Origin of the sequence: Lysinibacillus fusiformis (genome assembly GCF_002845985.1) — a bacterium.
In the GTDB taxonomy this organism is placed as follows: domain Bacteria; phylum Bacillota; class Bacilli; order Bacillales_A; family Planococcaceae; genus Lysinibacillus; species Lysinibacillus fusiformis_D.
This window is the reverse complement of the sequence record NZ_PDFK01000002.1, coordinates 1-26,989: the sequence shown is the minus strand read 5'-3', so window position 1 is coordinate 26,989 and position 26,989 is coordinate 1. Positions and strand designations below refer to the sequence as shown.

The following is a 26,989-nucleotide window of genomic DNA, read 5'->3' as shown; positions in this document are numbered from 1 at the left end:
CCTAATAGCAATCGGACCTTTAGTTGTTTTTTTTATAAAAAAATAGGATTTATCCACTATTTCCCTAAAAAATATCATAATTATTACCATGTAATATTTTTAATAAACTGTCCTTAAAATGTTTTTGCTTACAATATATTCTATAGAAAATATTGACATTGATTTTAGGTATTGTATAGTTACTTTTGTGATACATAAAACCATTAGTGAGTTTTGTATAAAAAATGCATAAAGTTGAATTAGAGCTTCTCGTACATAGTTCAGTACATTATTGTTTTTATTGTAAAATTTTATCTTAAATGTATATATCGACTTAATTTAAGTGTCTAAATGTTCTTTTAAGATGCTCGATTCAAGTAGTTATACAATTCTAATTCTGTATTTTTTACGCACTAATGTTTATGCTTACTCGAAATTCGTTATCTAAAGGAGGGATGGCTGTAGTAATATACAGCCAAATGAATGGAGATTATTAGTCAAACGAACAGAACAATGCTCTTTGAAGAAATAAACCCAGAGAAATTGGATTTAATTACGCTTGTTGGCGATGTAAAAGGAATCGACAGTCTAAGTGATGAAAAGATCAAAGAAATTAGTCAACATCTTCTTGTAAAAAGCTTCGACGAATTTTTAGATAAGTTTTCACCTACTGTGTATTCATTTTATAACGCGGCAAATCAAAAGGTTATGTATACCTTGAAAAAGCCTGAAGGAATTCAAGATGATTGTATATCTGAAATAGCAATCGACCAAAATAACGATTTTTTAAAGATGCTATTTACGCTCATTGATACAAAAAGAAGTCAGGGCATCACGAATGTAGATTTTAAATTTGAAAATTTACTAGACATGATTTCTCCTAAAAAAGTCATGGATGATATTCGCCAAGTTCGTAAGGAAATTCATTACCTATACAGTGAGTATGACAAGCTGGATGAGGGAGATCCGAAAAAATTAGATACTGGTGACAAGCTAAATCTTATGTTTGAAGTAGCTAGTAGAAACTACAACAATGTAATGGCGATGCTGCCTTTAGCAATTGAAGATATTAAAACAAGATTATTATTAGGTGCTAGTCAAGATGAGGATGAGTCCGAAAAATTACAAATAGGTACGCTTACTATTGGTGATAATGGTGAATTGAAAATTATTGAGGCACCTCAAACGAATAGTTCAGAACTGATGGTCATTGAAGAAAATAGTAATTACGGCTTGAGTACAGTTTTCGAAGAAGACTATGAGGCTATTACAGAATCGCCGTCTTCCTATGTAAAAGATTTAGTTGTGAGAACGTTCTCACCTCTACCAGCTGTAAAAGCCGAATTTGATGTTGAAACAGAAGTTCAAAATTACAATACATACCTGGAGTTCTATAAGGATGCAAAGGATGAATTTGTAAAAACGGTCAAGCCTTTAGTCGAAAAGCTATTAGGTGTCAAAATGTACTTCGATCAATATGCTACGAAAAATAAAGGTATGCAGCCGTCATTATTAGTGACAAACACGAAGCTCGATATGCTTGTGAAAAGTAATAATCTACCAAGATTACGCACGTATTTAAATACGGTTAACGCTAAAAATGATTTTACAGATACTGTATGGTATGGCATTGTACCTGCTCTAGAATTAGAATCTTCTGGAAAAATGAAAGTTAGCCGATCAAGATTCAAAGGGAATGAAAAGGTTACAAAGCAAGAGGGTAACACAATGGAATCTTTATCAATCCTCTTAGATACGGTAAAAGATTACAAGGTTCAAATTTTCTTTAACTTTATGGCTGAAGAAGAAACTACCTTCAACGGCATCGCAACTGCTGGGATTGATCGCCTGATCGATAAATGCTCAGTTCTTGTCAGAAAAGAATTTAGTGAGTTCGCGATACCATGCCTACCAAACTTTACGATTATTCCAAAAGATAAATCAGGCGTAGTTATTGATACGAGAATGCATACTACCGAAAATGGAGCTCGTCTATCGAAAGAAAAGGAAGATATTTTAAAGCTTTGGATAGAAGGCGTTTATGTAGGTGCTAGCTATGTAGCAGCAGGTATCGTTTCCGCCTACCAATGCCCAGAGTATTTAAAGGAATCATTTAAAAATGTAAAACGTAATTACCCTGGAGTTCGATTTGATATTGAAGCCGGAGACAACTCACTTAGAGCTGTAACTACGATGGCGAAGGAAATTTCAGGTTTTACGAATAATATTAAAGACGCTATTAACAGCAGAAGCTTCGGTTTTGTATTCTCTTCCGAAAATGCCCAACTACAGGATAAAGATATTAGACGTATTACTGTTTATAAAGCAAGAAGTCTAGCAATGGAAGAAGATGGATTCGATTCAATCTATAAAACGCAAGTTAGTACGTATATTGAAAGAATACTTCGATTCCAATCTGGTGACTTTAAGCACGAGAATATCGTTCGCTTCTTTAGTAATAATCCAAGTAGTCAAAAAAGTAAGTGGCTGAATGATAAAGGTCATGTAAACTCTATCATTCATGACGGAGATGATATTGGCTATATCATTGATGAGAAAACAAGCTTATGTCAGATCGATCTTGTATTTAACGGTAATGTTAAAAATCTTGAGGTCACGATTACTAAAGGGACAAGTGCTGTTAAAGCCTAACAATTTATTTATCACCATTTTCAATTATTTAAGTAGGGTGTTTAAGATTTATCATTCATAAATCTTTTAACATAAATATGAATCGAACGACTAATTGCTAAAATGAAAAATATTACATATTTCATCGTGTCGGTATGAAACATGGCACTGTGAAATGAATAGCTGTACTTAAATTTATTTCATTAGAACAGTCAGAAGTTACGATTCAACAAAATTTAGGAGGTACTAAAAATGGGTTTTGTATTAAAAGTAGAAGGATCAGAAGCAATTGAATTAGGGTTAGAAAGCATCATGACTGTCGAATACGAGACAGATACACCGAATGATTCTAACGCGCGCTCTACAGATGTTGGGGCAACTTTAAAAGTAAAAGGTAAAATTTTAACTGCCACTGATGGTGATAATTCTGATGATACGATGAAATTAGGATTATGGTCATTAGTACCAGCTGAAAAAGCTGATTGCTACCGCAAAGTGACACTTGAAGTGATCTCAGCTGATCAAGTAGTAAGAAAAATTCATTTCCCAAATGCTTTCGTTGTGGACTATACAGAAAGATATGGTGACACTGAAGGTATTGGTGAGTTCTTCTTATTTATTAAGCAAAAGAAAGACAAAACAGAATTGGCAAAAATCGAAGGCGGCTACGCTGTCTAAGATTGCAGCACGATAAAACACTACTATATCTAAGGAACTTTTATAGTTCCTTAGATTATTTTTAATAATCCTAAATTGGGGTTGAAAACATGAAAACGCATTATGAAACATTGGGTATAGACCGAAATGCAACACAAGAGCAAATAAAATTAGCTTATCGAAAGCTTTCCAAAAAGCATCACCCTGATGTGAGTGGTGGAAATCAAGAGTCAGAGAAAATTTTTTTAGAGGTTCAAGAGGCATATAAGGTGCTTAAAGATCCAGCGCTGAAAGAGACTTACGATGCCCGTCTCGATGGCAAAGGTACCAGCTGGCAAAATGAACAACAAAATGAAAAGCATTCAAACGGACATCAGTCTACAGAGAAAAAGCCAGATTTTAATATGAATAATATTGAAAAAAACTTTGAACATTTCTTTGGCTTCAATCCTAAAACAAAGGAGATGTCCTCAACGCTTCATAAAAAAACGAAGAAAAATCCATTGGATACAACGGATTTATTTGAACGTTTTTTTAATAAATAAGCTATGGCAAAAAGAGAGGAGTGTGATTATATGTATGAGCCATTTTCAGCTGATGCTTACAGTGGAAATACACGAAAAAAAATGTTTATAAAAATTATCGATATCATTATTGTCACAATCGCCTTCTTTTTCATTTTATATGTTTTTGTGATGAATCAGGATGTCCTTTTGAAATTCGTTATTGGGACGGTAATAGTCATACTCGCCATTATATATGTATCGCTTAAATACGAAGCAAAGGCAATCACTCAAGTGATGGCTAAGAAGGACATTTCAAAGCTTGTTCTTCTTAATGAACGTGGAGTAGAAATAGATGAATGGGAACTTGGCGATCAAATTTCATTGCTTATTGGAAAAAGTTCAGCTGAACACAAGGCGGATATTGATTTAAGTGGAACAGAGTATGAATCTCTTGTGAATTATGAGCATGCTGTACTAAATTGTGTAGCTGGAATTTGGTATTTAGAGGATATAGATTCGGTTAATGGTGTTGGCTTAAAAAAAGCTAATAAGCGCGTAAAAAATAGATTAAAACATGAGATTCCTTACCCATTAGGTAATGGAGACACAATATACATAGCGAATACGCGAATTTTGGTTAAATAGAGAAAAAAATTCGTAACAAAGATGGGGGATATCGAAATGAGTTTGATTAGATGTACAAATGGTCATATGTTTAGTTCAAGGAGACATCGCAATATTTGTCCTTACTGTAACGTGATGGTGGAACAGGAGCAAAGACAAAATAGTCCTTCCTCACCTGTCATTGAAGCAGATGATAAAACATTGCCTTACTTAGGAGAAATGGATGGGATAGATCCTGTAACAGGATGGTTAGTTTGTATTGAAGGGCCGCAAATGGGTAGAGATTATCGTATCTTATCTGAAAAGAATTTTATAGGTAGAGCAGAAGATATGCATATCCGCATTGCAGGGGACAATTCCATCTCTAAGCGAAATCATGCAGTCATTGTGTATGATCCTAAAAAACGTAATTTTTACTTACTGCCAGGAGATGCATCAGGATTAGCCTATCTAAATAATGAGGCCGTTTATACACCAACGGAATTAGCAGCCTATGATGTGATACAGCTAGGGAGAAGTATATTTTTATTTATTCCACTTTGTGGTGTTCACTTTGAATGGGAAAACAATCAAAGTGAGGAATGATGACATATGGACCAAAAGTTATTGCCGTACATAATTACCTTAATCTTTATCATTGTCCTTATCTTGTTACTGCTAATAAGAAGTATACTTGCTCAAAAAATGGATAAAGGGAAAATTTATATTGGAAATGGTCAAACAATCGGAAGACGTGATGAGCAGGATGATTATTTCTCAACTGCCGAAACGACATATGGCACAATCGCGGTGCTTGCAGATGGAATTAGCGGCTTAGCCAATGGGCGGATGGCTAGCACGATTGCAGTGACAACCTTCATAGAAGAATTTAAAAAGCTTAGTAGCTTAAATAATCTACAAAACTTTTTTAAGGAAGCTGCTATAGCAAGCAATCATATGATTGTGGAAAACTTAAATGGCTCCAATGGAGGAACAACATTAGTCACAGCCGTTATTGATAGTGAAGGCTATCTTCATTGGGGGGCAGTAGGGGATAGTGTTCTCACGATCTTTAGAAATGGTGAATTTCTAAAGATTAACCAAAAACATATTTTTGAGTCAGTTTTAACCGAAAGATATATTTCAGGTGAAATTTCGCAACTTGAGGTTCAGGAAAATCCTCTAAAAAAGAGATTAATCAATTATTTAGGATATGCAGGCTTTAAAAATTTGGATACAGGAAATAATCCGATTCAGCTAAATAGAGGGGACAAGGTATGTCTTTTTAGTGATGGAATCTATGATGCTTTAACGGAGGTTGAAATGGAAAAAATTCTCTCTCAACAAGCTCCACCCTATGATTTAGCACAAAGCATGATAAAAGCCGTTGAACAAAAACGCTTAAAAAATCAAGATAATGCTACCATCGTGATTTTAGAAAAAACTTGGTGACGATGAATAGGGAATAGAGAAGGAGGAGACGTATGAGAAAGGAAAATTGCGACTTTAAAACGGGCTTTTTATCTGAAGCAGGGTCCTTTCTGCAAAATAAAGACTATTTTGCCTATACAGAACTCGACGATGTAGCTTGTTGGGTAGCTGTCAAGGGCTTGGATGCAGATCAGGAAATTAGTAGTGCAGAGCTTGCCGTAAAGGCTATTTTGGAGAAGTTTATGGAAAAGCCAGCTATGTCAAGGAGAGCTATCAATAAATACCTTAGACATGCACAAAATATACTACAAGCGCAAAGCTTACGAGTAAGATTAAAGGCTAGTATTGTCATAGTTGTTTCCGACTACTCAAAAATGATTGTTGGAGTAGCGGGGAATTCGCGACTGTATCACTTCCGAAACGGTACATTAACCTACAAAAGTACAGACCAAAGTTTAGCACAGGAAATAGTAAACAGTCAGAACCGTTCATTAGATATTAGCCAGCATGAAGAAAGAGGGAATTTGTTGAATTATCTAGGTAAACCAAACAAATTTCAACCCTTTGTGTCTAAAAAAATGAAGCTTACTGATGGTGATGTCCTATTACTTTGTACAGCTGGCTTTTGGGGAGATGTCAGTGAGATTGAGATGGCTGACGCTTTGGAAGGTGTCAAAGATTCTGAACAATATACAGATTTGTTGGAAGAAATATTGTTGAGTAGGCAAAGAAAAGTTGTAGAAAATTATACGGTTGCTGCCATATTTGTGAACAAAGTGTATCAAGAAACAAACAAAAACAAGATGAAGTATATAAAAATGATTGCTGCTGCATTAGTTTTAGCCTTGGTTGTAGGTGGCGGCACGATTTTTTATCAAGTAAAACAAGCAAAAAAATTAGCAGAGTTAACAGTCGAGATGAAGGACCATGAAAAGAGTGGAAATGTTTACTTTCAAGACGGAAATTATGATGAAGCGTTACTTGCATATAGTGAGGGAAGAAATGCAGCAAAAAAATTAAAAGATCCTATACATAGAAATTTACTAGCTAGAAAATTAAGAGTGACACAACTAATTATCAATGGTGATAAATCAGCGGAAACTGGAAAATTTACAGAGGCATTAGAACATTATGAAAAAGCTAAAAAAGAGGGCAAACTCATTAATGGATTTGGTAAGGAAGAAGTAGAGCAAAGAATTGCCAACATGGATTCCGTTGTGGAGATTGTTGATGCTATAAAAGATGCAGATTTTCGTTTTGAGGCAGAGGACTACAATGGGGCTTTAGCCATTTATGAGAAAGCTAGAAAAAAAGCACTCGCCATTTCATTTACTGGAGAGACACAAATTAAAACAAAAATTGAAGATACACAAGAAAAAATAAATGAATTGAAGAAGGTTCAAAAAGAATTAAAGGCAGAAGGGTTAGAAAAAAGTGGGGATCAGAGCTATGCCCGTCAGGAATACGTTCAAGCGATAGAGTCCTATACGCTTGCGCAGGAGATTTATCAAGAAACAGAATTACTGGCAAAAGTTCTTGGACTAGAGAGAAAGATTATGAATGCAAATGATAAATTAAACCCTGTTCCACAGGTTCAACCAGCAGATAATGCACTTCCTAATGAAGCAGAACCTCCAGTAGATGAAGTAACTGATGCCAGTTAGCATTCAAATCCTGAGTCATGAAAGAAGGAAAGTAAATTGTTAAAAGAGCTCATGTTTGAACGTTTACGAAAAATAGAAAATCTAGAGCAACGTCAATTACTAAAGGATATTGTAAGTGGCGTTTTTGTAAATCTAATTGATTATCAAGAAGATATGAACAAAAAGCTTGAAGAACGTATTTTTAATGAAATCGATGATTACGAGAATAGATATGACATTTACACAACGCTTAGTGCCCGAGAAGATGTCGACCCCATTCATGATTGTTTGTTTCCGATATGTCCAACAGATTTGGAAGAGACAAAAATAGACATGGAGAAGCTTCTTGAATCCATTAAAAATAATGAACCTGCAATACTCATGACATTATTTTTAGAGTGTGATTCTATCGAAATACAGCATTTACTTGCACAGCAACGAATTTTCAATGGTCATCTTGCTACATCGCAGGGATTGGTCGAAATAAAGCTGAGTCTTACCAAAAATAATCGCTATTTGCAAAAAATTAAAGACCTTTATTCAATCTTCCAAAGAAATGGCCTACCTTGGAAAACAATCAATCATCCTTTTGTGAGTAAGTTCATTGATGTCATACTGATAGGCTGTCCACCATTAAATGAGGATGTAGAAATTTTCGAGGTTACGATTGATTTAGAGGAATATGAGCAGCAAAAACGATTGAATATGGTTCCGCTTTGGAATGTTCAGCGTCACGAGGTTAAGAATAGCGGTTTTCCATTTCCGGCCATCGATCGAATAAATTATGAGCATGTCTTATCGTTACGAAAAACAGGTACTCAACATGGTTATCTCATTGATGCGGAAGAAGACAATATTAGATATATAAAACGTTCAGATAGCGAATTAACCATTGTTTCACCTCAGGATCAATCAGGAGTATGGCAGCTACTTAAAGTTGCTAAAGTAGAAAAAGAACAAGTAGGTAAATTGACTTATGAACTAGTCTCTAATCGGCGAAATGAACACTTTATGCACAAGCTTTCTAGTAAATATAATGTCAATGTTTCAACAAAAGGAGAAATAATTAGACTGATAAACTCCTTTCAGGCAGCAGACAATCTTGAACTTTTGAGAATAGATATTTTGGAAGGGCTTTTAGATAATCGTCACTTCGTGCATCCATTTTTAAAAGACGCAACAGAAGATGCCAGTCATAAAAAGACGATGCTATTACAATTCCTATCAAAACAAGAGCGAGATTTTATGACGAATGATGTCTTAAGCTTTCTCCTTGCTGAAGTCCAAAGGCATTTCACTGAATATAAATGTGTAGGTAAATGGTTATGAACTATATTTGGGATTTACTTATACAAGCTGAAGAAGAGGGCTTTTTAACAAAGGATATTTACTTTCATCTTGCCAAAATCTATTCACCTTATATGGAGCTTAGTCCACAACTATTAAATTCACAGGCAATAGAGCAACATGTGGAAGTAAACCCCTATTATCGGTACTTCGATATTTTTAAAGATCTCTTTCATCCTGATCATACGACTGATGAAGCATTTAGAGACGCTTTATTAGATATTACATTGCATTTTTTAGCTGAAATTGATCGAATGCAAGGCTTGAATAAAAAGGAATATTATATTCGCTTTATGCTGAGAGACATTGAAGCAAATGTATTTGGAAAACTGGTTCGCGATAAAATCAAATCTTTTTCAAAGAAAGAGCAAGAAATTATTGCGCTTAATATGCTCAGACTCTATCAAACAGGAGAAGCATTATATCTGATAAAGGACACGCTGAAAAATATATTTAGAAATTGTTTTATTTATGTGAAATCAGAGGAAAATGATGAATTACTGCTTTACATTCATCAAAAAAAGACAATAGAAAATATCAATAAAGTTCAGCTAATCCAAGAAATCTTTTTACCTATTGGCTTTCAGATGGAGGTTTACTGGCAATACCATTTTGGCATTATTGACGTAGAAGAGACGATGAAGCTAGATCGGATAGCTCTTTATTAAAAAGTGGGGAGGGGTATAAATTGACGACTAAATATTCATATAAGCTTTATGCGAATAAGCGTTATACAGAAAAGAAATATATGACCTATACACGTGTAGAGTTGATGGAGATGACCACTTTTCAGCTTAGAAATATTTGTTATAAAGAAAAGCTCATAACAGGGTTAATTAATACGCTAACTAGGGACGAACTAATCGAGAAGATTTTAAGATACCGTGGAGCGGAAGAACATCTATTGATTAAAGAAAATCAAGATGGGGGCTTTGAAAGAGTCGAGGAGGCACTGCAGAAGTATTTAAAAACACCACTTTCAGATAATGGTGATATTAAAATACCTGCCAAAATGAATCTCTATAAAGGCATGAAAATAGATAAGCCAGATCAATACCTCATTGAAACAGGTGGCTTTCTTGTAGAATCCAATGTGCTACTAGTAAATGAGCATTTTGAGTTATGTGGCATTCTAAATATCGTAAAAGACGATGAAAAAGCGAATTGCTATTACTTAGTGGCAGATCAAGCGCTAGGAATACGCGAGACAAAGAATAAGAACTATAGCTTTATTTTTTTGCGAAAGCAAGACTCAGAGTATATCTATAAAACATATTATCAGGAGACGCCACTCCCACCAACAAATCTACATTACTACAAAGTGCCAATACCAGATTTAGAGATGAAACAGTTAGAGACAACCAATGCCATTCTTGCCATTGATTTTGGCACAACCAATACAACAGCTGGTGTATTTTTGGATAGCGATTATGTCTCATCACCTTGTAGCCATGATCTTTTAAATAAGAGAATTACACTCAATAGCATCAATTTTGTACAATTCCCAGACCCACTACACCAAAATGAATGGATTGAAGTTGTGCCTACAGTGGTTGCGGTTGCAGATTGCTCAAACGCTGATCACATAAACTATCATTTCGGCTATGAAGCCTTGAAGGTTATGAAAAAAAATAGCTATACATCATTAGCCACTAAATTTCAGGGCATCAAACGTTGGGTTAGTAATTATGCAAAATTGGAGGAAATAATGGATGCGAATGGGAATACAGCGGTTATCCCACGCAGTCAAATCCTAAGAGAATTTTTACTCTATATCATTCAAATGGCTGAGCATCAATTTAAATGTCGCTTTCAACATTTGCATATTTCAAGCCCTGTTAAGCTGAAAACTCAATTTTTAGATATGTTTCACGCTATTTTACCTGAATATCAAATTGAAATTGAGCATGCTCTCGATGAAGGAATGGCAGTGCTCTATAATACGATAGCCAATCAAATAGAGAATCAGAGCTTTATGGATGGCAAGGAATACAAGGCTCTAGTAATCGATTGTGGAGGGGGAACAACAGACCTCTCATCCTGTAAGTTTCGAATAGAGGACGGACATATTTCCTACAAAATTGATATTCATACAACCTATGAAAATGGGGATACCAATTTTGGTGGTAATAATATTACGTATCGAATTTTTCAATTTATGAAAATTGTCTTTGCGAATTATTATAGTCGTGGGAAAAATGCCTATGACATCGATGCGTTAATTGATATTCCAGGGAAGGATATTTATCAGTATGTGGATGATTATGGGGTCGAGGCGGTGTACAAGCAATTTGAAAAGGCATTTGAGGATGCTGAGTCTATTATCCCAACACGTTTTAAAGAATATGAAAATCATACACGTGATGAGTATTTAAGGGTTCGTAATAATCATTATTTCTTATGGGAAATGGCCGAGGAAATGAAGAAAGAATTTTTCCGAAAAACCGGCATTCTTAGGAGTCGCTTTTACTCAGAAAGCGATATACAGCAAGATAGTGATTTGAATATCACAACGGTAGATCGCTGGTGTTTATCTCTATTAGAAAACCACCAATTTAAAGATGTTTATGACTATCCAAACGTTTATTTCAATATTAAAGAAATTAACCACCTAATCAAGGCGGATATTTATGATATTGTACGAGAGTTTTTAGAAGGTTTTTATGAAAGTGGCATGCTTGGGGAATATTCCATTATTAAGCTGACAGGACAATCCTGTAGAATTGACGCTTTTCGAGAGGCTTTAAAGGAATTTGTACCAGGTCGTAGCATTGAATTTAGACAAAAGGCTGAAAACGTTGGAAAAGTGCCAGAATTAAAGCTCGCTTGTTTAAGAGGCGCATTACGCTACTTAAATGCGAAAAAGATTGGCATGATCGAAACGGAAGTAACAAATGCTGCACCTATTGTACCGTATACGGTTAGTGCATTTACTCATAATCGTCAGGAAAAGCTTCTGATTAGTAGTCTGGAGAGACTGAATCAAATTCATGGAACTATCTCCCGTCCATGGGGCGTCACAGAGGTTGAATTTTTCCTAACTGGAAGCGATCCTCAAGCAGCACATAAGTATACTTATATTAATCGTCAAGAGGATTTTGTCCCTGTGCTATATGAGCGTATTGCATCGAATTATTTTGATAAAATTCCACAGGATGAAACAGATTCAATCGTCAATGGGGAGGTTAAATTCTTTGTCTTTGCAGGAGAGGATCATTGGGGCTTCCATGTCGTGCCAGTGGCTAGGAAAGAGGAGCAGCTAATGATCGGGAGCAAGGAATTCTTTGCCTTTGAAACAGATTTATCAGAGCTAGATTTCTTTGATGGATTAAAGTAAGTAGGCATCTGCCAAAAAATAAAAGAGGTGAGTGACAGATGTTTACCAATCAATATCCACATTTTCAAAAAGGCAGAATTTTAAAAAGAGAAATGCTGGAAAACTTGCGCGATTATCCAAGGGAATTTTTAGATTTATATTTCCAGGATTATTCAAATGGCATTATAGCAGGTGCCAATATTACGATTGCAGATACTATTATCCATATTACAAAAGGGATCGTTAAACATAATAATAGGCTTTATCTACTGCATAATAGCTATGAACTTCCATATGAGGCAACAGGGCAAGAAACCATTATAAAAATAAAATTTGCTGAAGCGGTGAATAAATTAGACTTCACGGATTTTACAGCCACTATTTTTCTCGATGAGTCTCTGAATCTTGCCCTAAACGAATTAGAAATAGCCCGCTTTAAATTAAAGGCTGGAGCAAGGCTGCGATCCGAGCCAAATAATTTTTTAGATTTTGCCACGGAATACAATACAGTGAATTATCTGCACTGTCAGTATGCAGGTATACAAGAGAGCACATACCACCCTAAAGTTTTACAGTTTTACGCAAAGGAATTATTAAAAAATCGCCCAACCAATGTATATGATATTACCTTTGCTTTTGAGTGTTTGAATCAGGAGCGGGTACAGCGAGATGTCATTGAAATGTATATTTGCAATCGATTAGAGTTAGAATTTCAAGCGTTTTCCAATAGTCAAATTCATAAATATTTATACCGTATATTATCTGAATCAAAGAGTGGTGGTCGTCGAGGAGGACATAGTCCAGACCGACCAAAGCGTATGATAGTCGATTAACTAAAATCCAGTTGAACAACGTTTAGGCATAAACAGGAGTTGAACGAAAAGGAGTGGTAAAAGATGAATTTCATGGATGAAGAAGTCATTGAGATGACGAAACAAGCAAGGCAGAAGAAACGATTGGAAAACATAGAAAAACAATTGTTACATACGGACCTTGTTCAAGCGATTAAAGATGGTCAGCTAATAATCGAAGATGAAACAATCGAATTTACGAAAATGGACTTTTATGATGGTCAAATCCAAATGCGTATTCCAGCCGCTTTTGAAGTAATGGAATCTGATTTAATGGATATTAAATATCCGTCCAGCCGAAGACCCGATTACATCTATACAAGTGAAAGTACATCTATTAATGTCACGCTGAAAATCATGGAACAACAAATAAAAGCAGAGGAATTAGAAGATTTCACACAGACTATGATGGAGATACTTCAAAAAATGCAGCCAACAACAAAAATGTTGGATATCGGCTTTAATGAAGTGAACGATGTCCAAATTGGTTACTTTGATTTCATAACACCTGCACTAGATAACAAGATTTATAATTTAATGTTTTTGTTTATAGTAGGCGAAAATGTGACGATGGGCTCTATAAATTGTTTGAAGAAAGAGATGAATATTTGGAAACCTATTGCTTATGGGATGATGGAAACTATCTCAATCCAAAATAAATTAGATGGAGAGGGTGTTGTTTGATGGATCGGATAAAAAAAGAAACAGCCTTAACATATAAAGATATGATCGTGATGCCCTATAACATTCGCGTCCATCAAATCGAAATTACGCAACAAATGAACGATCATGCTACATTGCATTTAACGGGTGTAATTCCAGATGAACTCGAAGATTCCTATGTATATATGACAGATGCAGAAACATCTATAGAGGTATTGCAAATAGATAGTAATGGCCAATCGAAGCCTATTTTTAATGGGTTAGCGTTAGATGTACAAGTGAAATCGGTGATGGGCACTTACTATTTGGAAGTTAAAGCAGTTTCACATACGTATTTACTAGATGTTAAGAAAAAAAATCAAACCTATCAAAATGCTAGTATGCCATACAGTGAATTAATCGATGTGTGTATTGCCGATCAAAAAGGTGCAGATTTCATAGATCATGTCACAAAGGGAGCTAGTATTGGTCGTTTTACAATGCAATATATAGAGACAGATTGGGAGTTTCTTAAACGAATGGCCTCGCGTTTTCATACAGGTCTAGTGCCAGATACAGTTCATTCATCTGCAAAATTTTATTTTGGTATTCCATTTCAAGCTGGAAGCACAAAGAAAATGGAGGCCATTAATTATCGGGTTAAAAAGGCTATTGGCAATTTTCTTATCTCAAGTAAAAATCATCTCGAAAGTATTACTGATAGTGACTACATGTATTATGAAGTAGAATCGCTGCAATCCTTCAAAATAGGCAATGAAGTTACTTTCCAATCTAAAAAATTGTATGTTTATAAAATTTTTTCAACTTTAAAAGATGGCCTGTTCAAGCATATTTATACGTTAACACCTCGGAACGGTTTCAGTGTCCACACTACCTATAATCAAGCTATTATTGGTGCTTCCATTCAAGGAAAGGTAATTGATGTTGCCGGGGACAAAATTCGTATTCATGTCGATTTCGATGAGGGGCAAGAAAAGGATACGGCCTATTGGTTTCCATATTCAACAATTTATGCATCAGAAGATAACACAGGATGGTATTTTATGCCGGAGCTATCTGATAATGTAAGAATCTATTTTCCAAGCAATCATGAGGATGAAGGGATTGCGATTAGCTCTGTTTCAAAAGCGCCTCCACAATCAAATACGATGTTAGCAGCAACTAATCCAACTAGTCAAGATGGGGGTGGCGGGTCAAGTGCCACACCACCAGAGGATAGTCGCCAAGATCCAGGACGTATGGCTGATCCAGATGTAAAAACACTCAGAACAAAGCATGGAAAACAAATTCTACTTGCACCTGATCGGATCGTCATATCGGGTGGAGGATTGATGATTTCACTGATGGATGATAATGGTATTTCGATAATAAGTGATAAGAATATTAACTTAAAAGCTACAGATAAAGTGGTCATTAATGCCAAACAAATAATGATTAATGCGAACGAGAAAATTGAGATGACCTGTAAAGAAAATTCAATCAAGATGGAAGATAAAATGGAAATTAAAGGAACAGAAGTGCGAGCAAATTAGTGAGGATGTGAATGTATGAAACGAGAAGAAGCATTACAGCATTTTATGGATGAATGCGTTTCAGTTCATGTCAGCCGATTGCAAGAGAAAGTTGATCGACAGTTTCGCCAAAACAAGGAAATTTTGCTACAGCCAATCATTTACTCACTTGAACAGCTGTTTGCGAATATTAGAGATCAGCAAAGACAGGGAAAGTTAGCACCAATTGCCTTTATTCATCTCTCTTTGCTGCGAACCTCATTACTAGAAAACAAGTGTACGTATTTGCTAGAGGCATATGGTGAAGCATGGTACTTCGATTGGGTCGAATGTACAGCACATTATGAAGCAACATGGCTTAGTGAGGCAATGGTTGATTTACAAAAGATACTTGAGAAAGAAAGAAAACCGTATCTCATGATTCAAGCAGCTGATGTTAGAGGGATTATTCAAAAGATAGTAGTTCTATTTCATCAGTATATCATTCAATTGGTTCGCTATCTTTTTCGTTATCAAAAGGAAAGCGTACCTGAACTCCATTTTCAACGAGCAGAGTGCTTGCGATTTCGTGTTGGTGAGTACAAAGGGGTTAGTGAGGATGTTGCTATCATTGACGAACGAGAACGGGTGGATAAAAACCTTCTCTCATGGTTAGAGCAAAAAGAGATGGACAAATCGTATACATTCGAAAACTTCTCAAACCTACCATTACAACAGAAAAATTTTAACCAGATGGATTTTTCCTACGCAATTTTTAACAGTTGTGATTTAGCAGGGTCTTCATTGAAGCAAAGTATTTGTGTTGGTACTAGCTTTGTAGATTGTGGTTTAGAGAATGTTGACTTTTCCTATGCAGCTATTCAAGATACTGATTTTCGAAATGCCAATTTGGTAGGCGCTAATTTTAGTTATGCTCAAGGAAAAACGCTAAGGCTTTCCGGAGGGGAAGTGGCATGCTACCTCGGTACTGATTTCAGTAATGCCAATTTGGAAAATGCGAGATTTGACTTTGCGCAGATTGAAGGTGCCAATTTTACAGGTGCTAATTTAAAGGGGGCTACCTTCTTTAAACGTGATCAAGAGAAGTATCAATTTAGCGCAGAACAGATGAAAGATGTTCATTGGATTTATTAGCACTGATAGATACAGGAGGAAAAGATGGAATATTTTATTCTTCGGCAAGATCTAAGCATTCTCAATCCAATCATCCCTTTGAAAACGGACCTCGATGAAAACTTTGTCTGTTCTTCTGTATTCGGGGAAGTGGTAGAAAAAGAGAATGCGGTATATCTAGATTATTTAGACAAGCCTCGAAGAATCGTGTCTGATGATTTAAAAGCGCTGTTAATGAAATACGAGGATAACTTAGGTTTTACAGCTATTGTCTTTACGGATGTCAAGAAAGGGACACAGCGCGTGTATTGGCTTATGGATATAGTGAAAAAGGACTGTATTTCTCATGAAACCGCTTATTATCCTGACGGAGGAATAAAAGAGCTAGTGATAGACCCCAAGAAAGTGGAACTGGATTGTATTTTTGAAGTCGCAGGCCAAAAGGAAGCTTTCACCGTCATCAATTTAGATGTAGCAGAAAGTATATTGCGACGCCCCTTTCTTGGGATTCAGTTGCAGCGAGTAAGATTGGAAAGTAAGTAATTTTAATAAATCATTTGTTGCTATGTACTGTTAAAGCGGAAATTTATTACAAATGATAGGAAGGGAAGGATATTTAATGGCTCAAGTTGTAGAAAATTTGGAGACAGAAGGTTCGGAACAAGAGCAATTTAGTTATGTAGTACATGGCGCAATCATTGCCTGTGAGCATGGTAGCCACCTCAATTATTTAAATTTGCCGCAAGATCATGGTGTTTATATTAAAGAGAAAGCTGTAATGAATGTTGGGGATCGAAACCCTGATAACATCCCAACCTTTGGTGTTTGCTTAAAGTTGAAAAAACCATGTACACCTGTATGCTCCATCGACTGGATGGAAGGGATGGAAAATGTCAATATCGAGGGGAAGCAAGCGTTACTTAATCGTTGTCATACGCAATGCTCTGCAGGCGGAGGCAAAATCGATATTGTTCATGATGGGCAAGAGGACTTAGAAATACCGAAACAAGGTTTTTAAAGAATAGATTGATTGAAAGGAGGTAAGCAATGAAAGCGCTAGGAGAAAAAGAAGTCCACATGATTAGTACGTATGAGGATCTTGTAGTCGAATGGCCGTATCCACTTATTCATTTAGACAAACTAACAATAAAACATAAAGGTAATGATCATGCGAGGTTGTCCTTTACCGGAATGATTGCTGAAGAGCAAGCGCAAAAGTATATTCAGCGAGTTAGTCATACAGATGAGATTGTTGTGAAATTTGGACGAGATAAGAGCATATTGTTCTCAGGAAGAATTGAAAATGCAGAGTTACAGGCATCTCAAGGTGTGCACACGGTCACAGTAGAGGCAGTGTCATTTACAGCAAATCTGGATATTGAGAAGCGCTCACGTTCTTTTCAAGATGCAAATATGACATATGTGGAGTTAATGGATAACATTGTGGGAGTCTATCCTCATGGAGATTACATTGACCATGCCTCTAATAGTCAAACCATTGGTCATATTGCGATTCAATATTTGGAAACGGATTGGGCATTTATTAAAAGAATGGCCTCCAATCTACATGCGGTTGTTTTTCCTGATCTAAAAGGGAAGGGTCCACGATTCTGGTTTGGTACACCTCAAAGCAGGAAAAGCATAACGATTGATCATCTTCCTTCCATATTACGTATGGATGTCGATACGTATCGGTTGATTACAGAAAATGATGGTTCGGATGTAAGCGAAGCTGATTATACATTTTGTGAGTTTGAAAGCACAGAGGCCTTTGAGCTAGGCACTTCGGTGCAATTAAAGGGAAGGCCCTATATTATAACGGTTCGAGAAGTCCATCTTGATGATGGTGTATTAAAGTTTCAATATACTGCACAACCAGAGAAAAGTATTCGCCAACGATTGGTACGCAATTTAGATTTGATTGGGGCAGCTTTTACAGGAAAGATTATTGATGTCACGCAAAACACCGTTAAAATTCATTTAGATATCGATAAAAAACAGGATAAAGAAAAAGCGCACTGGTTTGCTTATTCAGCAGATGCTAACGGTGTGATGTATTTAATGCCGCAAAAAGGTGCACGTGCCCAATTACATTTTCCAAGTGCTGTGGAAGAAGATGCCATTGTGATTAGCTCGGTACGCGTTAATCCAGCCACACCTGAGGGTGGACAAAAACAAACGAAGAAAATGGCAGACACGACCGTGAAATCATTAGCGACCAACGCGGGAAAAGATATGACATTAGGTGTTGGAGATATTACCTTTAGTGCAGTAGATGGCGTTTTGGACCTTAAGATGGATGATGGAGAAGGTGTAACATTTCAAAGTAACAGTACCATCATGCTAGCGGCAGATGAAACACTTGAAATAAGTGGAATGAAAGAGCTATCTGTAGAGGCGGAGGAATGGATTGCTATTTCAGCGAAGGAGCAAAGTCATGTAATCCTTGCAGCTGACACGCAGTTAATTAGTACACTTATTGATCAAGAGGGTACGGAGAAGCAAAGCCAACCACCGAAGCTAAATGAAGAAGCAATCGAAGCTACAACAAAAGTGGACGTCATTTTCCCACAAAAAGCAGAGCAGAAGAAAGAGAAAAAAGGCTTCTTTAGTAAGCTGCTTGATAATGTTAGTTTAGCGTTAGATGTCGCTGGATTTATTCCGGGTATCGGGACCATTGCAGATATTGCGAATGCAGGTATTAGCTTGGCAAGAGGAGACTATATGGGAGCAGCCATGAACTTAGTGGGCGCAGTTCCAATAGTGGGCGATGCAGCGAAAACTGCTTACAAGGTCAATAAAGCCGCAAAAGTGGCAGAGGCAGCAAGTAAAACCGCCAAGGCTGCGGATAAGGCAGTGGATGCCTCAAAAGCAGTAAAAGGGATGAAAGCGGCCTATACAAAAGTATCACAAACGCTAGATACAGTTTCGGCATTAGCCAACAAAGGCTCTAAAGGTGTGAAGACAGCCGCGGATAAAGTTATCGCCTCGATGGATGAAGTACTTGCTGTTTCGAAGGCAGTAGACGGTATGAAGGCTATGGCCAAAACAGAGCTGACGAAATTTAATCATGGGGTATTAAAGAAGTTTAATTGTACAAAAGGATTAAGTGATAAATTCTGTAAAAAGGGCTTTGAACCTGTTGATTTAATCACAGGGCGTATGATTTATGAAGGTGTCGATTTTGAACTACCTGGACCTATCCCACTATCATGGGAACGTGCTTGGTACAGTGATAGTAGTCGTGTTGGCTTGTCAGGTCATGGTATGCACTTTATATATGATTTAGCCTTAGAGATATTTGAGGAAGAAGACCTGATTGGGATTGTTGTGACAGATGGTCGCGCAGTAGGATTTCCAATTTTACCAATAAATTTGTCATATTTTAATAAAAAAGATAAAATGACCCTGAAAAATACAGGTGAGGAATATCATTTATTTGAGCATGACACACGGCTGACTTATGTATTTGAACAAACAACAGAGACAACATACCGATTAAAAGAAGTAAGAAATGAGCAAGAGCATCATATTCAATTTGCATATAACCTGAAAGGCTTCTTATCTCAAGTAACGGATAGTGTAGGGCGAGTATTAGACGTTATGACCAATGAAGCGGGCAGAATGACAGAAGTCGCCCTACGTAACCAGATGAGTCGTGAAGTTTTAGTTCGCTATGTTTACAACGATGGCCAAGATTTAATCGAAGTCCAAGATGCATTAGGGCAAAGTACGCATATACAATATGTGAATCATCTTATGGTGCAAAAAATAGATCGCAATAAAAATAGCTTCTTCTGGCGCTATGATGGTCCAACGACAGGGGCACGAGTAGTCAAAACATGGGGAGATGGCAATGTTCTTGCAGGTGAGCTTACATACCACGAGGGCTATAACGAAATTACAAATAGCTTAGGCCATAAAAGTTATTATTATTTTAATGAAGATAATCTCTGTACAAAAATTGTTCATCCAGATGGCAGTGAGATCAGCTATGACTATAATGAGGACTTTGAATTACTGCAAGAAGTGGATGAAGATGGCCGCACAACAACATTCAGCTATGATGAATGGGCAAACCCGATAAAGGTGACTTTTGCAGATGGCAGTACATTATCCTCGCAGCATGATGACAAGGATCGATTGATTCAGGCAGTGAATGCAGAGGGTGGAAGTCGTCAATGGATCTATAATGAGGACAGTACATTACAGACAACTATTTTAGAGGATGGTACAAAGACGGAATTTTCCTATAATGAGCATCGTTTGATTGAAACAGTGACAAATGCGCAAGGTCATATGGTAAGCTTAGCTTATGATGCTGATCTGAACTTGAGCCAAGTGACATTGCCAGACGGGACAAGTTCAACCTGGACATATGATCGTCGAGGTAACTGCATTAGCACGACCAATCCTCTAGGGGCCACAGAGAAGTTCCGTTATGACCACTTAAATCGCCTTGTACGAGCCAACCTTTCCGATGGTAACGACGTTCAATTAAAGTATAATGCCTATGACGATATTATTTTTGCGAAGGATAACCATACGCAAGTTGCCTTCGATTACACGATTCTAGGTAGCCTAACGTCTCGAAAACAAGGTGGCAAGAAAGTCCAATTCACCTATGATACAGAGGAGCAATTAACCGCTGTGATCAATGAAAAAGGCGAAGCGTATACGTTTGAACGTGATACAAAAGGCCATATCATCAAGGAAATTGGCTTTGATGACATGGAAAAAATGTATGAGCGTAGTCTGGCAGGATTGGTTCAGCGCATTCAACGTCCAGGAAATCGCTGGACAGCGTATCAGCACGACAATCTAGGGAATGTCATTCGATCAGATTACTACGATGGCACCTGGGAAACGTTTGCCTATGACAAAAACGGTTCGCTACTAGAAACGGAAAACGAGCATGTAACCGTCAAGCTAGAGCGAGACCCATCTGGGCAAGTCATCAAAGAGTGGCAAAATGACCATTGGATTGCCAGTAGCTATGACGAATTAGGCAATCGCTCCCAAATAACAAGTAGCCTCGGTGCCAAAATCGATGTCACGCGTAATGAGCTGGGCAATATCTTACAAATGACTGCCTCTCGCTCCGAGCAAGCCCAGTGGACAGCCTCGATGCAGTACAATGAACTTGGTCAAGAGATTGAAAGAATCCTACCAGGGGATGTTATTAGTAAATGGCAATATGATATAACTGGTAGACCGACACACCATCGCGTAAGTAGTCAAAACCGCGATACGCGAAGACGCGTGTATAATTGGGATGTGAATCACCAATTACGCAGCATGGTCAATGAGCTAACGGGTATAAAAGTGACGTATGGTTACGACGAATTTAGTAACCTCGTATGGTCTAATCAAGGCGGTCAATTTGATTTCTTATACCGTAGCGTGGACGATGTCGGGAATTTGTATGAAACAAAAGACAAAAAAGATCGTATCTATGGCGCAGGCAGTAGATTATTAGAAACAAAAGATGCCAAATTCTCCTATGACGAAGAAGGAAATCTCGTAGAGAAAGTCGAAAAGAATGGGGATACGTGGAAGTATGAGTACTATGGCAATGGAATGATGGCGAAGGTCATGAAGCCAGATAAGGTAGAAGTTACGTTCAAGTATGATTCGCTAGGTAGGCGGATAGAGAAGCGTTCTGAAGATAAGGTTACTCATTTTGTATGGGATGGGAATACGACTCTGCATGAGTGGAACAATTGTTCAGAAGACTTATCAAATATACATGAATCCTTGATAACATGGGTATACGATAATAAATCATTTAATCCAATAGCTAAAATCACAAGAGAAGGTGTTTTTAGTATTATCAGAGATTACCTTGGTACCCCTGTTGAAGCATATGATACACAAGGAAAGAAAATTTGGACTTGTGAGCTTGATATTTATGGACGAGTTAAGAAGTTCATTGGGGAAAAAGATTTTATTCCATTCCGTTATCAAGGACAGTATGAAGATGAAGAAACAGGACTCTACTATAATCGATTCCGTTATTACTCGGCAAGTGAGGGGATATATACCCAATCTGATCCGATTGGACTGGCAGGAAATAATCCAACATTGTATGGGTATGTTAGTGACACGAATAGACAGATAGATGTTTTTGGGTTAATGCCTTTATCGAACCCTGTAAATCAAGGACATCACATGGTTCCACATACACTTGCCACTAAATTAGGCATCCAACCATTTAATTCTCAAACAGGTGTGCCTGCTTTATATTTCTCATCAGAGCAATGGTTAGAAGGTGAAGGACTTAATCATTCTGCGATGCATGGCTATAATGAGCTTGGTGCAGGAACAAAACCTGTACTTACAGAAAATCAATTTAAAAAGTCAGGTTTAACAAATCAAGAATGGATAGATAGTCTGCAAAATCACTATAATAATTCAGAAATTCAGAAATTTAAAGGAGATTTGCATGTTATTAATTCAGATGGCACAAAAGGGAAGTTATTAAAGGCGGATGTCACACCTGCACTAGCTTGGGAAGAAACAAAGGAATGGGCGTCTCAAAAAGGATATCCAATAAATTGTCAGGGGTGAAATTAATGAAAAATACAGCTTTATGGTTTGAAGAAGGTTATTGTACTAGCCATATAAAAGATGCACATTTGAAAACTAAAAATTTAGCACTAGAAATCCCTATTAATGAAACTATAAGCGAATACGATATTTGTAGATTTAAACTAATTGTTGAAGAAGTGAAAAATGAAGATCAGCTATTGTTGGATTCTGCTATATTAGGTAAAAAAATAACAGAAAAAATATATAAAGATGTATCTTTCTTTGAACAAGATTTTATTTGTTATACACATGAAAATAATTTGGAATTAATAAAAAAAAATAAAAATGAGACTATTCAACAAGCTCTTAGAGATAATGTATTACTTAAAAAAATTTCTTATCGAAAGGATTGTATAGAATTATATGGGGAATACAATATTAAAATTCAAGTTTTTAGACATGGAGTTCATAAGCCTGAATTTTTATCCTCGGAATCTCCACCGTTTCTAACGGATTATGAACAAAAAATTGAAACAGTCACTGTCTATGTGCTAATATTCAAAAACACAACTGATATTAAAAAGAACAATAAAGTTTTTGATTCTTCAGTTTATGGAAGTTTGGGAAGTCTGGGGTTTTTTATGGTGGATTTAAAACTTTTTAGTGAATTAATAAGAACTGAAGTTGGCGATGAGCCATTAAATCTTGTTGAGTTATTTACTACAACCAATTTAGTTGATAAATGTTTTGAAGAGGGAATATTAATTATTACTTGGGGGATTAAGCCTTGGCATTATTATATTCAAGCAATGAATAATTCAATTCTACTTGATGAATGCATAGTTAGAGGAACCTACAAAATAAAAAATGAGATAAAGGAGTTATCTGTAATTCCTGGTGACGAATTACTTACATGGCCTGCATGTCTTGAAAAAAAATGGCCAATCATTCGTTTGGAGGGTACTGGTGAAAAAATTGATCTTTCTTTATGTACTTGGTCAGGTGAACTCGGAAATGAATTAATTCCAATGTATATTCTTGAAAGAAGTGAAGAAAGGATAGAGAATGTAAATCCTATTATTAACTATAGTTTCATTTAAAATCGAGGTTTCAAATTTGAAGAGTGATTATGTATCAGGAAAAATAAAGAGTGGCAAGAATCCCTATTTGAGGGATTTTTTGCTACTCTTTCTGTTTGGTTAATTTTACAAATTCTCATAATATTAAAGGTCATTTAAGTTATCAGAGAAAAAACATGATGTCTATTGTCAGTCGCCAATTTGATTCCTTATATCGTAGTGTCGATGATGTCGGCAATTTATATGAAACAAAAGAGAAAAAAGACCGTGTCTATGGCGCTGGTAGTAGATTACTAGAAACGAAAGATGCCAGATTCTCTTATGATGAAGAAGGAAATCTCGTAGAGAAAGTCGAACATAACGGAGATACATGGAAGTACGAGTTCTATGGCAATGGCATGATGGCGAAGGTCATGAGGCCAGATAAGACAGAGATTACGTTCAAGTATGACGCACTAGGTAGACGGATAGAGAAGTGTTCGGAAGGAAAGGCTACCCATTTTGTATGGGATGGCAATACGATTCTGCATGAGTATTCCACCCAGAATGTTGCGGATACTTTAGAAAATCTGAAATCTTCACAGGCTGATACTGCTATAGCTGATAATCTAGTGACATGGGTGTTCAATGATGGTTTTGTCCCTTCTGCAAAGATTACGAGTGAAGGTCATTACAGTATTATAAGTGATTATCTTGGAACGCCTGTTGAAGCCTATGATGAGCAAGGAAATAAGGTTTGGTCGGCTGAGCTTGATGTTTATGGACGAGTGAAGGAATTTACAGGTGAGAAAGACTTTATTCCATTCCGTTATCAAGGGCAGTATGAAGATGTAGCGATTGGATTGTATTATAACCGATTCCGATACTATGACCCAGAACAAGGGAATTATACGCAAGTTGATCCGATTGGGCTGGCAGGAAATAATCCAACATTGTATGGGTATGTTGGAAATCCCAATATTACGGTTGATCCGCTAGGTTTAAGTAGTTTTGACCCTTTTGAATTTGGTGAAATAACCCCATTTCCAAGAGACATACATTTTGGTCAAAATAGAATAGCACCTAATTTTAGTACAATTGGATCCCAAGCTAATGACTCGATTGTTGGTAGGCCAATACTTGAGGTTGCTAAAGATATTAGTCTGGGTAGCATCAATCCTAATGATTTTTTAATTTCATACACAATCGATCCTGCAACAAGTAAAGTAGTAACATTAAATAATAGAGGATTAGCTGCATTAGCTGAAGGAGGCAAATTTCCAGAACACGCAATTTTTGTTCCATATGATAAAGTTCCTAGTCATCTAGTTGCTGATATAAAAAATAGACCACCATCAAAAACAATATCTATTACAAAGAATAAAGATGGTTCTGGTCTTGTTAAGAATGTTACAAATTGTCTAAGCTAAAAATTGGGAGGAATTAAGATGTTCATTTTAAAGCCAGTAAATTTTAATTTCAAAATATCTACTACTGATTTAGAGTTAGTGTATACAGAATCAGGTGGCGTAAGAATTGAAGTTGGTGCTATCCCATTAAAGAGCATAGACAATAAATGTGTTAGCATAGCAATTATTTTTTCAATTGTAGCGGAAGTTAAATGTGTAACGTTAAATTTCGATGAATCCAACTATAATGGTTTTTGTATTTCAGAGGAAGTGTCCATTGGAAATCATTTGGAGAATGATGAAGAAAGGTTTCATCATCCAGATTCGGGATTTTATGAAGTGGTAGATTCAGAGTATTTACAGAAAAATATAAAGAAGTACGACCCCAGAAATAGGTTGAATTTGAAACATTATATTGTTAAAGGATATGACAGTTATATTGAACTAATGGCATCTTCATACTCTTTAGAAGAGCTACTTTAATCTTCTCTAAGAAGCTAGTTGAGCACTGAGGATCAGATTGTCAGTTCATTCCTGAAATAATAACGTCTACAAACACTGGTGAAATCAATGAATTGTTTTTCGTCATGAATGTAGTAAATCTAGTACCTTGTTTAGATATGAAGAAATCGGAATATAGACTATTATTAAAATCCTTACCAGATGGACCAATCAAACTACTGACAGTAAAATATATTCCCAATTCTTTAGAAGGGTATCATATTGTAAGGATGAAAGGGCATACAGGAAAAATCATTGTTGATGGTTTATTTATAAAAGCATGTAAAGAAGAAAAGATAAAAGGAGTAATATTTGTTAAAGAGGGGAGTACACAAAGACCTGAGTTCGTTGAAATGTAGGGTATTACTAATAATATTTAGTGCTATTATCATAAACCAAAACAGTTGTAATACAGTCTTTTCTTATTACTGCCTTAATTAAGTTGTCGCAACATATGTAAAGAAATTGTCTTAAGCTTTTTCTTTACATATGTTTATTTATTGTATATGGAATTATTAAAGTGCATTTATTTTCTATTTTGATAATTTTTTTAATATGAAGAAGTAATATCGCAAGTACAGAATTCATTCTCAAATTTTTGCGCGTAATGACATAGACAAAGCTCCGAGCAAGCTCAATGGACAGCCTCGATGCAGTACAATGAACTTGGGCAAGAGATTGAGCGTATCCTGCCAGGGGATGTCATTAGTAAATGGCAATATGATATCACAGGTAGACCAACACACCATCGCGTAAGTAGTCAAAACCGCGATGCGCGAAGACGCGCCTACAATTGGGACGTCAATCATCAATTACGAAGTATGGTCAACGAGCTAACGGGTGTAAAAGTGACTTATGGTTACGACGAATTTAGTAACCTCGTGTGGGCCAATCAAGATAGTCGTCAATTTGATTTCTTATACCGTAGCGTCGATGATGTCGGCAATTTATATGAAACAAAAGACAAAAAAGATCGTGTCTATGGCGCTGGTAGTAGATTACTAGAAACGAAAGATGCCCAATTCTCTTATGATGAAGAAGGAAATCTCGTAGAGAAAGTCGAACATAACGGAGATACATGGAAGTACGAGTTCTATGGCAATGGCATGATGGCGAAGGTCATGAAGCCAGATAAGACAGAGATTACGTTCAAGTATGACGCACTAGGTAGACGGATAGAGAAGTGTTCGGAAGGAAAGGCTACCCATTTTGTATGGGATGGCAATACGATTCTGCATG

22 protein-coding genes are annotated in these 26,989 nt (G+C 36.5%); all 22 read left to right on the top strand.

Annotated elements, in window-relative coordinates; genetic code table 11:
• The first annotated feature begins 462 nt into the window (after positions 1-462).
• Positions 463-2,631 carry a hypothetical protein gene (locus CRI88_RS06160; protein WP_036120196.1) on the top strand — a complete coding sequence of 723 codons (2,169 nt, stop codon included), beginning with the start codon at positions 463-465 and terminating at the stop codon, positions 2,629-2,631.
• Positions 2,632-2,862: 231 nt separating this feature from the next.
• The gene (locus tag CRI88_RS06155; protein WP_036120193.1) at positions 2,863-3,288 is read left to right on the top strand and encodes a hypothetical protein; all 426 of its coding nucleotides are present in this window, start codon (positions 2,863-2,865) and stop codon (positions 3,286-3,288) included.
• Positions 3,289-3,377: 89 nt separating this feature from the next.
• Positions 3,378-3,812, top strand: a complete 435-nt coding sequence (locus CRI88_RS06150; protein ID WP_036120190.1) for a J domain-containing protein — start codon at positions 3,378-3,380, stop codon at positions 3,810-3,812.
• 30 nt (positions 3,813-3,842) lie between these two features.
• A complete protein-coding gene (locus CRI88_RS06145; RefSeq protein WP_058844136.1) occupies positions 3,843-4,418 on the top strand; it encodes an FHA domain-containing protein in 576 nt (191 codons plus the stop codon).
• 36 nt (positions 4,419-4,454) lie between these two features.
• Complete coding sequence (locus CRI88_RS06140; RefSeq protein WP_036120184.1) at positions 4,455-4,982, top strand: FHA domain-containing protein; 528 nt, start codon at positions 4,455-4,457, stop codon at positions 4,980-4,982.
• Between the two features lie 6 nt (positions 4,983-4,988).
• The gene (locus tag CRI88_RS06135) at positions 4,989-5,828 is read left to right on the top strand and encodes a PP2C family protein-serine/threonine phosphatase (protein WP_036120181.1); all 840 of its coding nucleotides are present in this window, start codon (positions 4,989-4,991) and stop codon (positions 5,826-5,828) included.
• 32 nt (positions 5,829-5,860) lie between these two features.
• Entirely contained in the window at positions 5,861-7,471 is a 1,611-nt protein-coding gene (locus CRI88_RS06130) for a PP2C family protein-serine/threonine phosphatase (protein ID WP_231745035.1), read from the top strand.
• 36 nt (positions 7,472-7,507) lie between these two features.
• On the top strand, positions 7,508-8,779 hold the full coding sequence (locus CRI88_RS06125; RefSeq protein WP_231745036.1) for a normocyte-binding protein: 1,272 nt from the start codon (positions 7,508-7,510) through the stop codon (positions 8,777-8,779).
• Positions 8,770-9,465, top strand: coding sequence for a hypothetical protein (locus CRI88_RS06120; RefSeq protein WP_058844137.1), 696 nt, complete (start codon positions 8,770-8,772; stop codon positions 9,463-9,465). The genes CRI88_RS06125 and CRI88_RS06120 overlap by 10 nt, the downstream gene beginning before the upstream one ends.
• An 80-nt stretch (positions 9,466-9,545) precedes the next feature.
• Positions 9,546-12,134, top strand: coding sequence for an acetate and sugar kinases/Hsc70/actin family protein (locus tag CRI88_RS06115; RefSeq protein ID WP_101966585.1), 2,589 nt, complete (start codon positions 9,546-9,548; stop codon positions 12,132-12,134).
• Positions 12,135-12,172: 38 nt separating this feature from the next.
• The gene (locus CRI88_RS06110; RefSeq protein ID WP_058844138.1) at positions 12,173-12,946 is read left to right on the top strand and encodes a hypothetical protein; all 774 of its coding nucleotides are present in this window, start codon (positions 12,173-12,175) and stop codon (positions 12,944-12,946) included.
• Between the two features lie 63 nt (positions 12,947-13,009).
• A complete protein-coding gene (locus CRI88_RS06105) occupies positions 13,010-13,648 on the top strand; it encodes a hypothetical protein (RefSeq protein ID WP_058844139.1) in 639 nt (212 codons plus the stop codon).
• Entirely contained in the window at positions 13,648-15,159 is a 1,512-nt protein-coding gene (locus CRI88_RS06100) for a phage baseplate assembly protein V (protein WP_058844140.1), read from the top strand. The genes CRI88_RS06105 and CRI88_RS06100 overlap by 1 nt, the downstream gene beginning before the upstream one ends.
• A 15-nt stretch (positions 15,160-15,174) precedes the next feature.
• Entirely contained in the window at positions 15,175-16,272 is a 1,098-nt protein-coding gene (locus tag CRI88_RS06095; protein WP_058844141.1) for a pentapeptide repeat-containing protein, read from the top strand.
• A 24-nt stretch (positions 16,273-16,296) separates the two neighbouring features.
• Positions 16,297-16,794 (top strand): hypothetical protein, encoded by a 498-nt coding sequence (locus tag CRI88_RS06090; RefSeq protein WP_051891604.1) that lies wholly within the window; start codon positions 16,297-16,299, stop codon positions 16,792-16,794.
• A gap of 76 nt (positions 16,795-16,870) precedes the next feature.
• Complete coding sequence (locus CRI88_RS06085) at positions 16,871-17,269, top strand: DUF4280 domain-containing protein (protein WP_051891603.1); 399 nt, start codon at positions 16,871-16,873, stop codon at positions 17,267-17,269.
• 29 nt (positions 17,270-17,298) lie between these two features.
• Positions 17,299-22,821, top strand: coding sequence for a DUF6531 domain-containing protein (locus CRI88_RS06080; RefSeq protein WP_058844142.1), 5,523 nt, complete (start codon positions 17,299-17,301; stop codon positions 22,819-22,821).
• Positions 22,822-22,826: 5 nt separating this feature from the next.
• Entirely contained in the window at positions 22,827-23,882 is a 1,056-nt protein-coding gene (locus CRI88_RS06075; protein WP_058844143.1) for a hypothetical protein, read from the top strand.
• Positions 23,883-24,037: 155 nt separating this feature from the next.
• On the top strand, positions 24,038-25,270 hold the full coding sequence (locus CRI88_RS23130; protein WP_058844144.1) for an RHS repeat domain-containing protein: 1,233 nt from the start codon (positions 24,038-24,040) through the stop codon (positions 25,268-25,270).
• 18 nt (positions 25,271-25,288) lie between these two features.
• A complete protein-coding gene (locus tag CRI88_RS06065) occupies positions 25,289-25,732 on the top strand; it encodes a hypothetical protein (RefSeq protein WP_058844145.1) in 444 nt (147 codons plus the stop codon).
• 47 nt (positions 25,733-25,779) lie between these two features.
• A complete protein-coding gene (locus CRI88_RS06060; protein WP_369802753.1) occupies positions 25,780-26,109 on the top strand; it encodes an imm11 family protein in 330 nt (109 codons plus the stop codon).
• Between the two features lie 291 nt (positions 26,110-26,400).
• A partial coding sequence (locus CRI88_RS06055; protein ID WP_374703115.1) for an RHS repeat domain-containing protein occupies positions 26,401-26,989 on the top strand: 589 nt, incomplete at its 3' end.

Excerpts from the sequence above, each read along its gene's own strand:
- CRI88_RS06160 (WP_036120196.1), top strand. The coding sequence starts at position 463 with ATGGAGATTATTAGTCAAACGAACAGAACAATGCTCTTTGAAGAAATA.
- CRI88_RS06155 (WP_036120193.1), top strand. The coding sequence starts at position 2,863 with ATGGGTTTTGTATTAAAAGTAGAAGGATCAGAAGCAATTGAATTAGGG.
- CRI88_RS06150 (WP_036120190.1), top strand. The coding sequence starts at position 3,378 with ATGAAAACGCATTATGAAACATTGGGTATAGACCGAAATGCAACACAA.
- CRI88_RS06145 (WP_058844136.1), top strand. The coding sequence starts at position 3,843 with ATGTATGAGCCATTTTCAGCTGATGCTTACAGTGGAAATACACGAAAA.
- CRI88_RS06140 (WP_036120184.1), top strand. The coding sequence starts at position 4,455 with ATGAGTTTGATTAGATGTACAAATGGTCATATGTTTAGTTCAAGGAGA.
- CRI88_RS06135 (WP_036120181.1), top strand. The coding sequence starts at position 4,989 with ATGGACCAAAAGTTATTGCCGTACATAATTACCTTAATCTTTATCATT.
- CRI88_RS06130 (WP_231745035.1), top strand. The coding sequence starts at position 5,861 with ATGAGAAAGGAAAATTGCGACTTTAAAACGGGCTTTTTATCTGAAGCA.
- CRI88_RS06120 (WP_058844137.1), top strand. The coding sequence starts at position 8,770 with ATGGTTATGAACTATATTTGGGATTTACTTATACAAGCTGAAGAAGAG.
- CRI88_RS06115 (WP_101966585.1), top strand. The coding sequence starts at position 9,546 with ATGACCTATACACGTGTAGAGTTGATGGAGATGACCACTTTTCAGCTT.
- CRI88_RS06110 (WP_058844138.1), top strand. The coding sequence starts at position 12,173 with ATGTTTACCAATCAATATCCACATTTTCAAAAAGGCAGAATTTTAAAA.
- CRI88_RS06105 (WP_058844139.1), top strand. The coding sequence starts at position 13,010 with ATGAATTTCATGGATGAAGAAGTCATTGAGATGACGAAACAAGCAAGG.
- CRI88_RS06100 (WP_058844140.1), top strand. The coding sequence starts at position 13,648 with ATGGATCGGATAAAAAAAGAAACAGCCTTAACATATAAAGATATGATC.
- CRI88_RS06095 (WP_058844141.1), top strand. The coding sequence starts at position 15,175 with ATGAAACGAGAAGAAGCATTACAGCATTTTATGGATGAATGCGTTTCA.
- CRI88_RS06090 (WP_051891604.1), top strand. The coding sequence starts at position 16,297 with ATGGAATATTTTATTCTTCGGCAAGATCTAAGCATTCTCAATCCAATC.
- CRI88_RS06085 (WP_051891603.1), top strand. The coding sequence starts at position 16,871 with ATGGCTCAAGTTGTAGAAAATTTGGAGACAGAAGGTTCGGAACAAGAG.
- CRI88_RS06080 (WP_058844142.1), top strand. The coding sequence starts at position 17,299 with ATGAAAGCGCTAGGAGAAAAAGAAGTCCACATGATTAGTACGTATGAG.
- CRI88_RS06075 (WP_058844143.1), top strand. The coding sequence starts at position 22,827 with ATGAAAAATACAGCTTTATGGTTTGAAGAAGGTTATTGTACTAGCCAT.
- CRI88_RS23130 (WP_058844144.1), top strand. The coding sequence starts at position 24,038 with ATGATGTCTATTGTCAGTCGCCAATTTGATTCCTTATATCGTAGTGTC.
- CRI88_RS06065 (WP_058844145.1), top strand. The coding sequence starts at position 25,289 with ATGTTCATTTTAAAGCCAGTAAATTTTAATTTCAAAATATCTACTACT.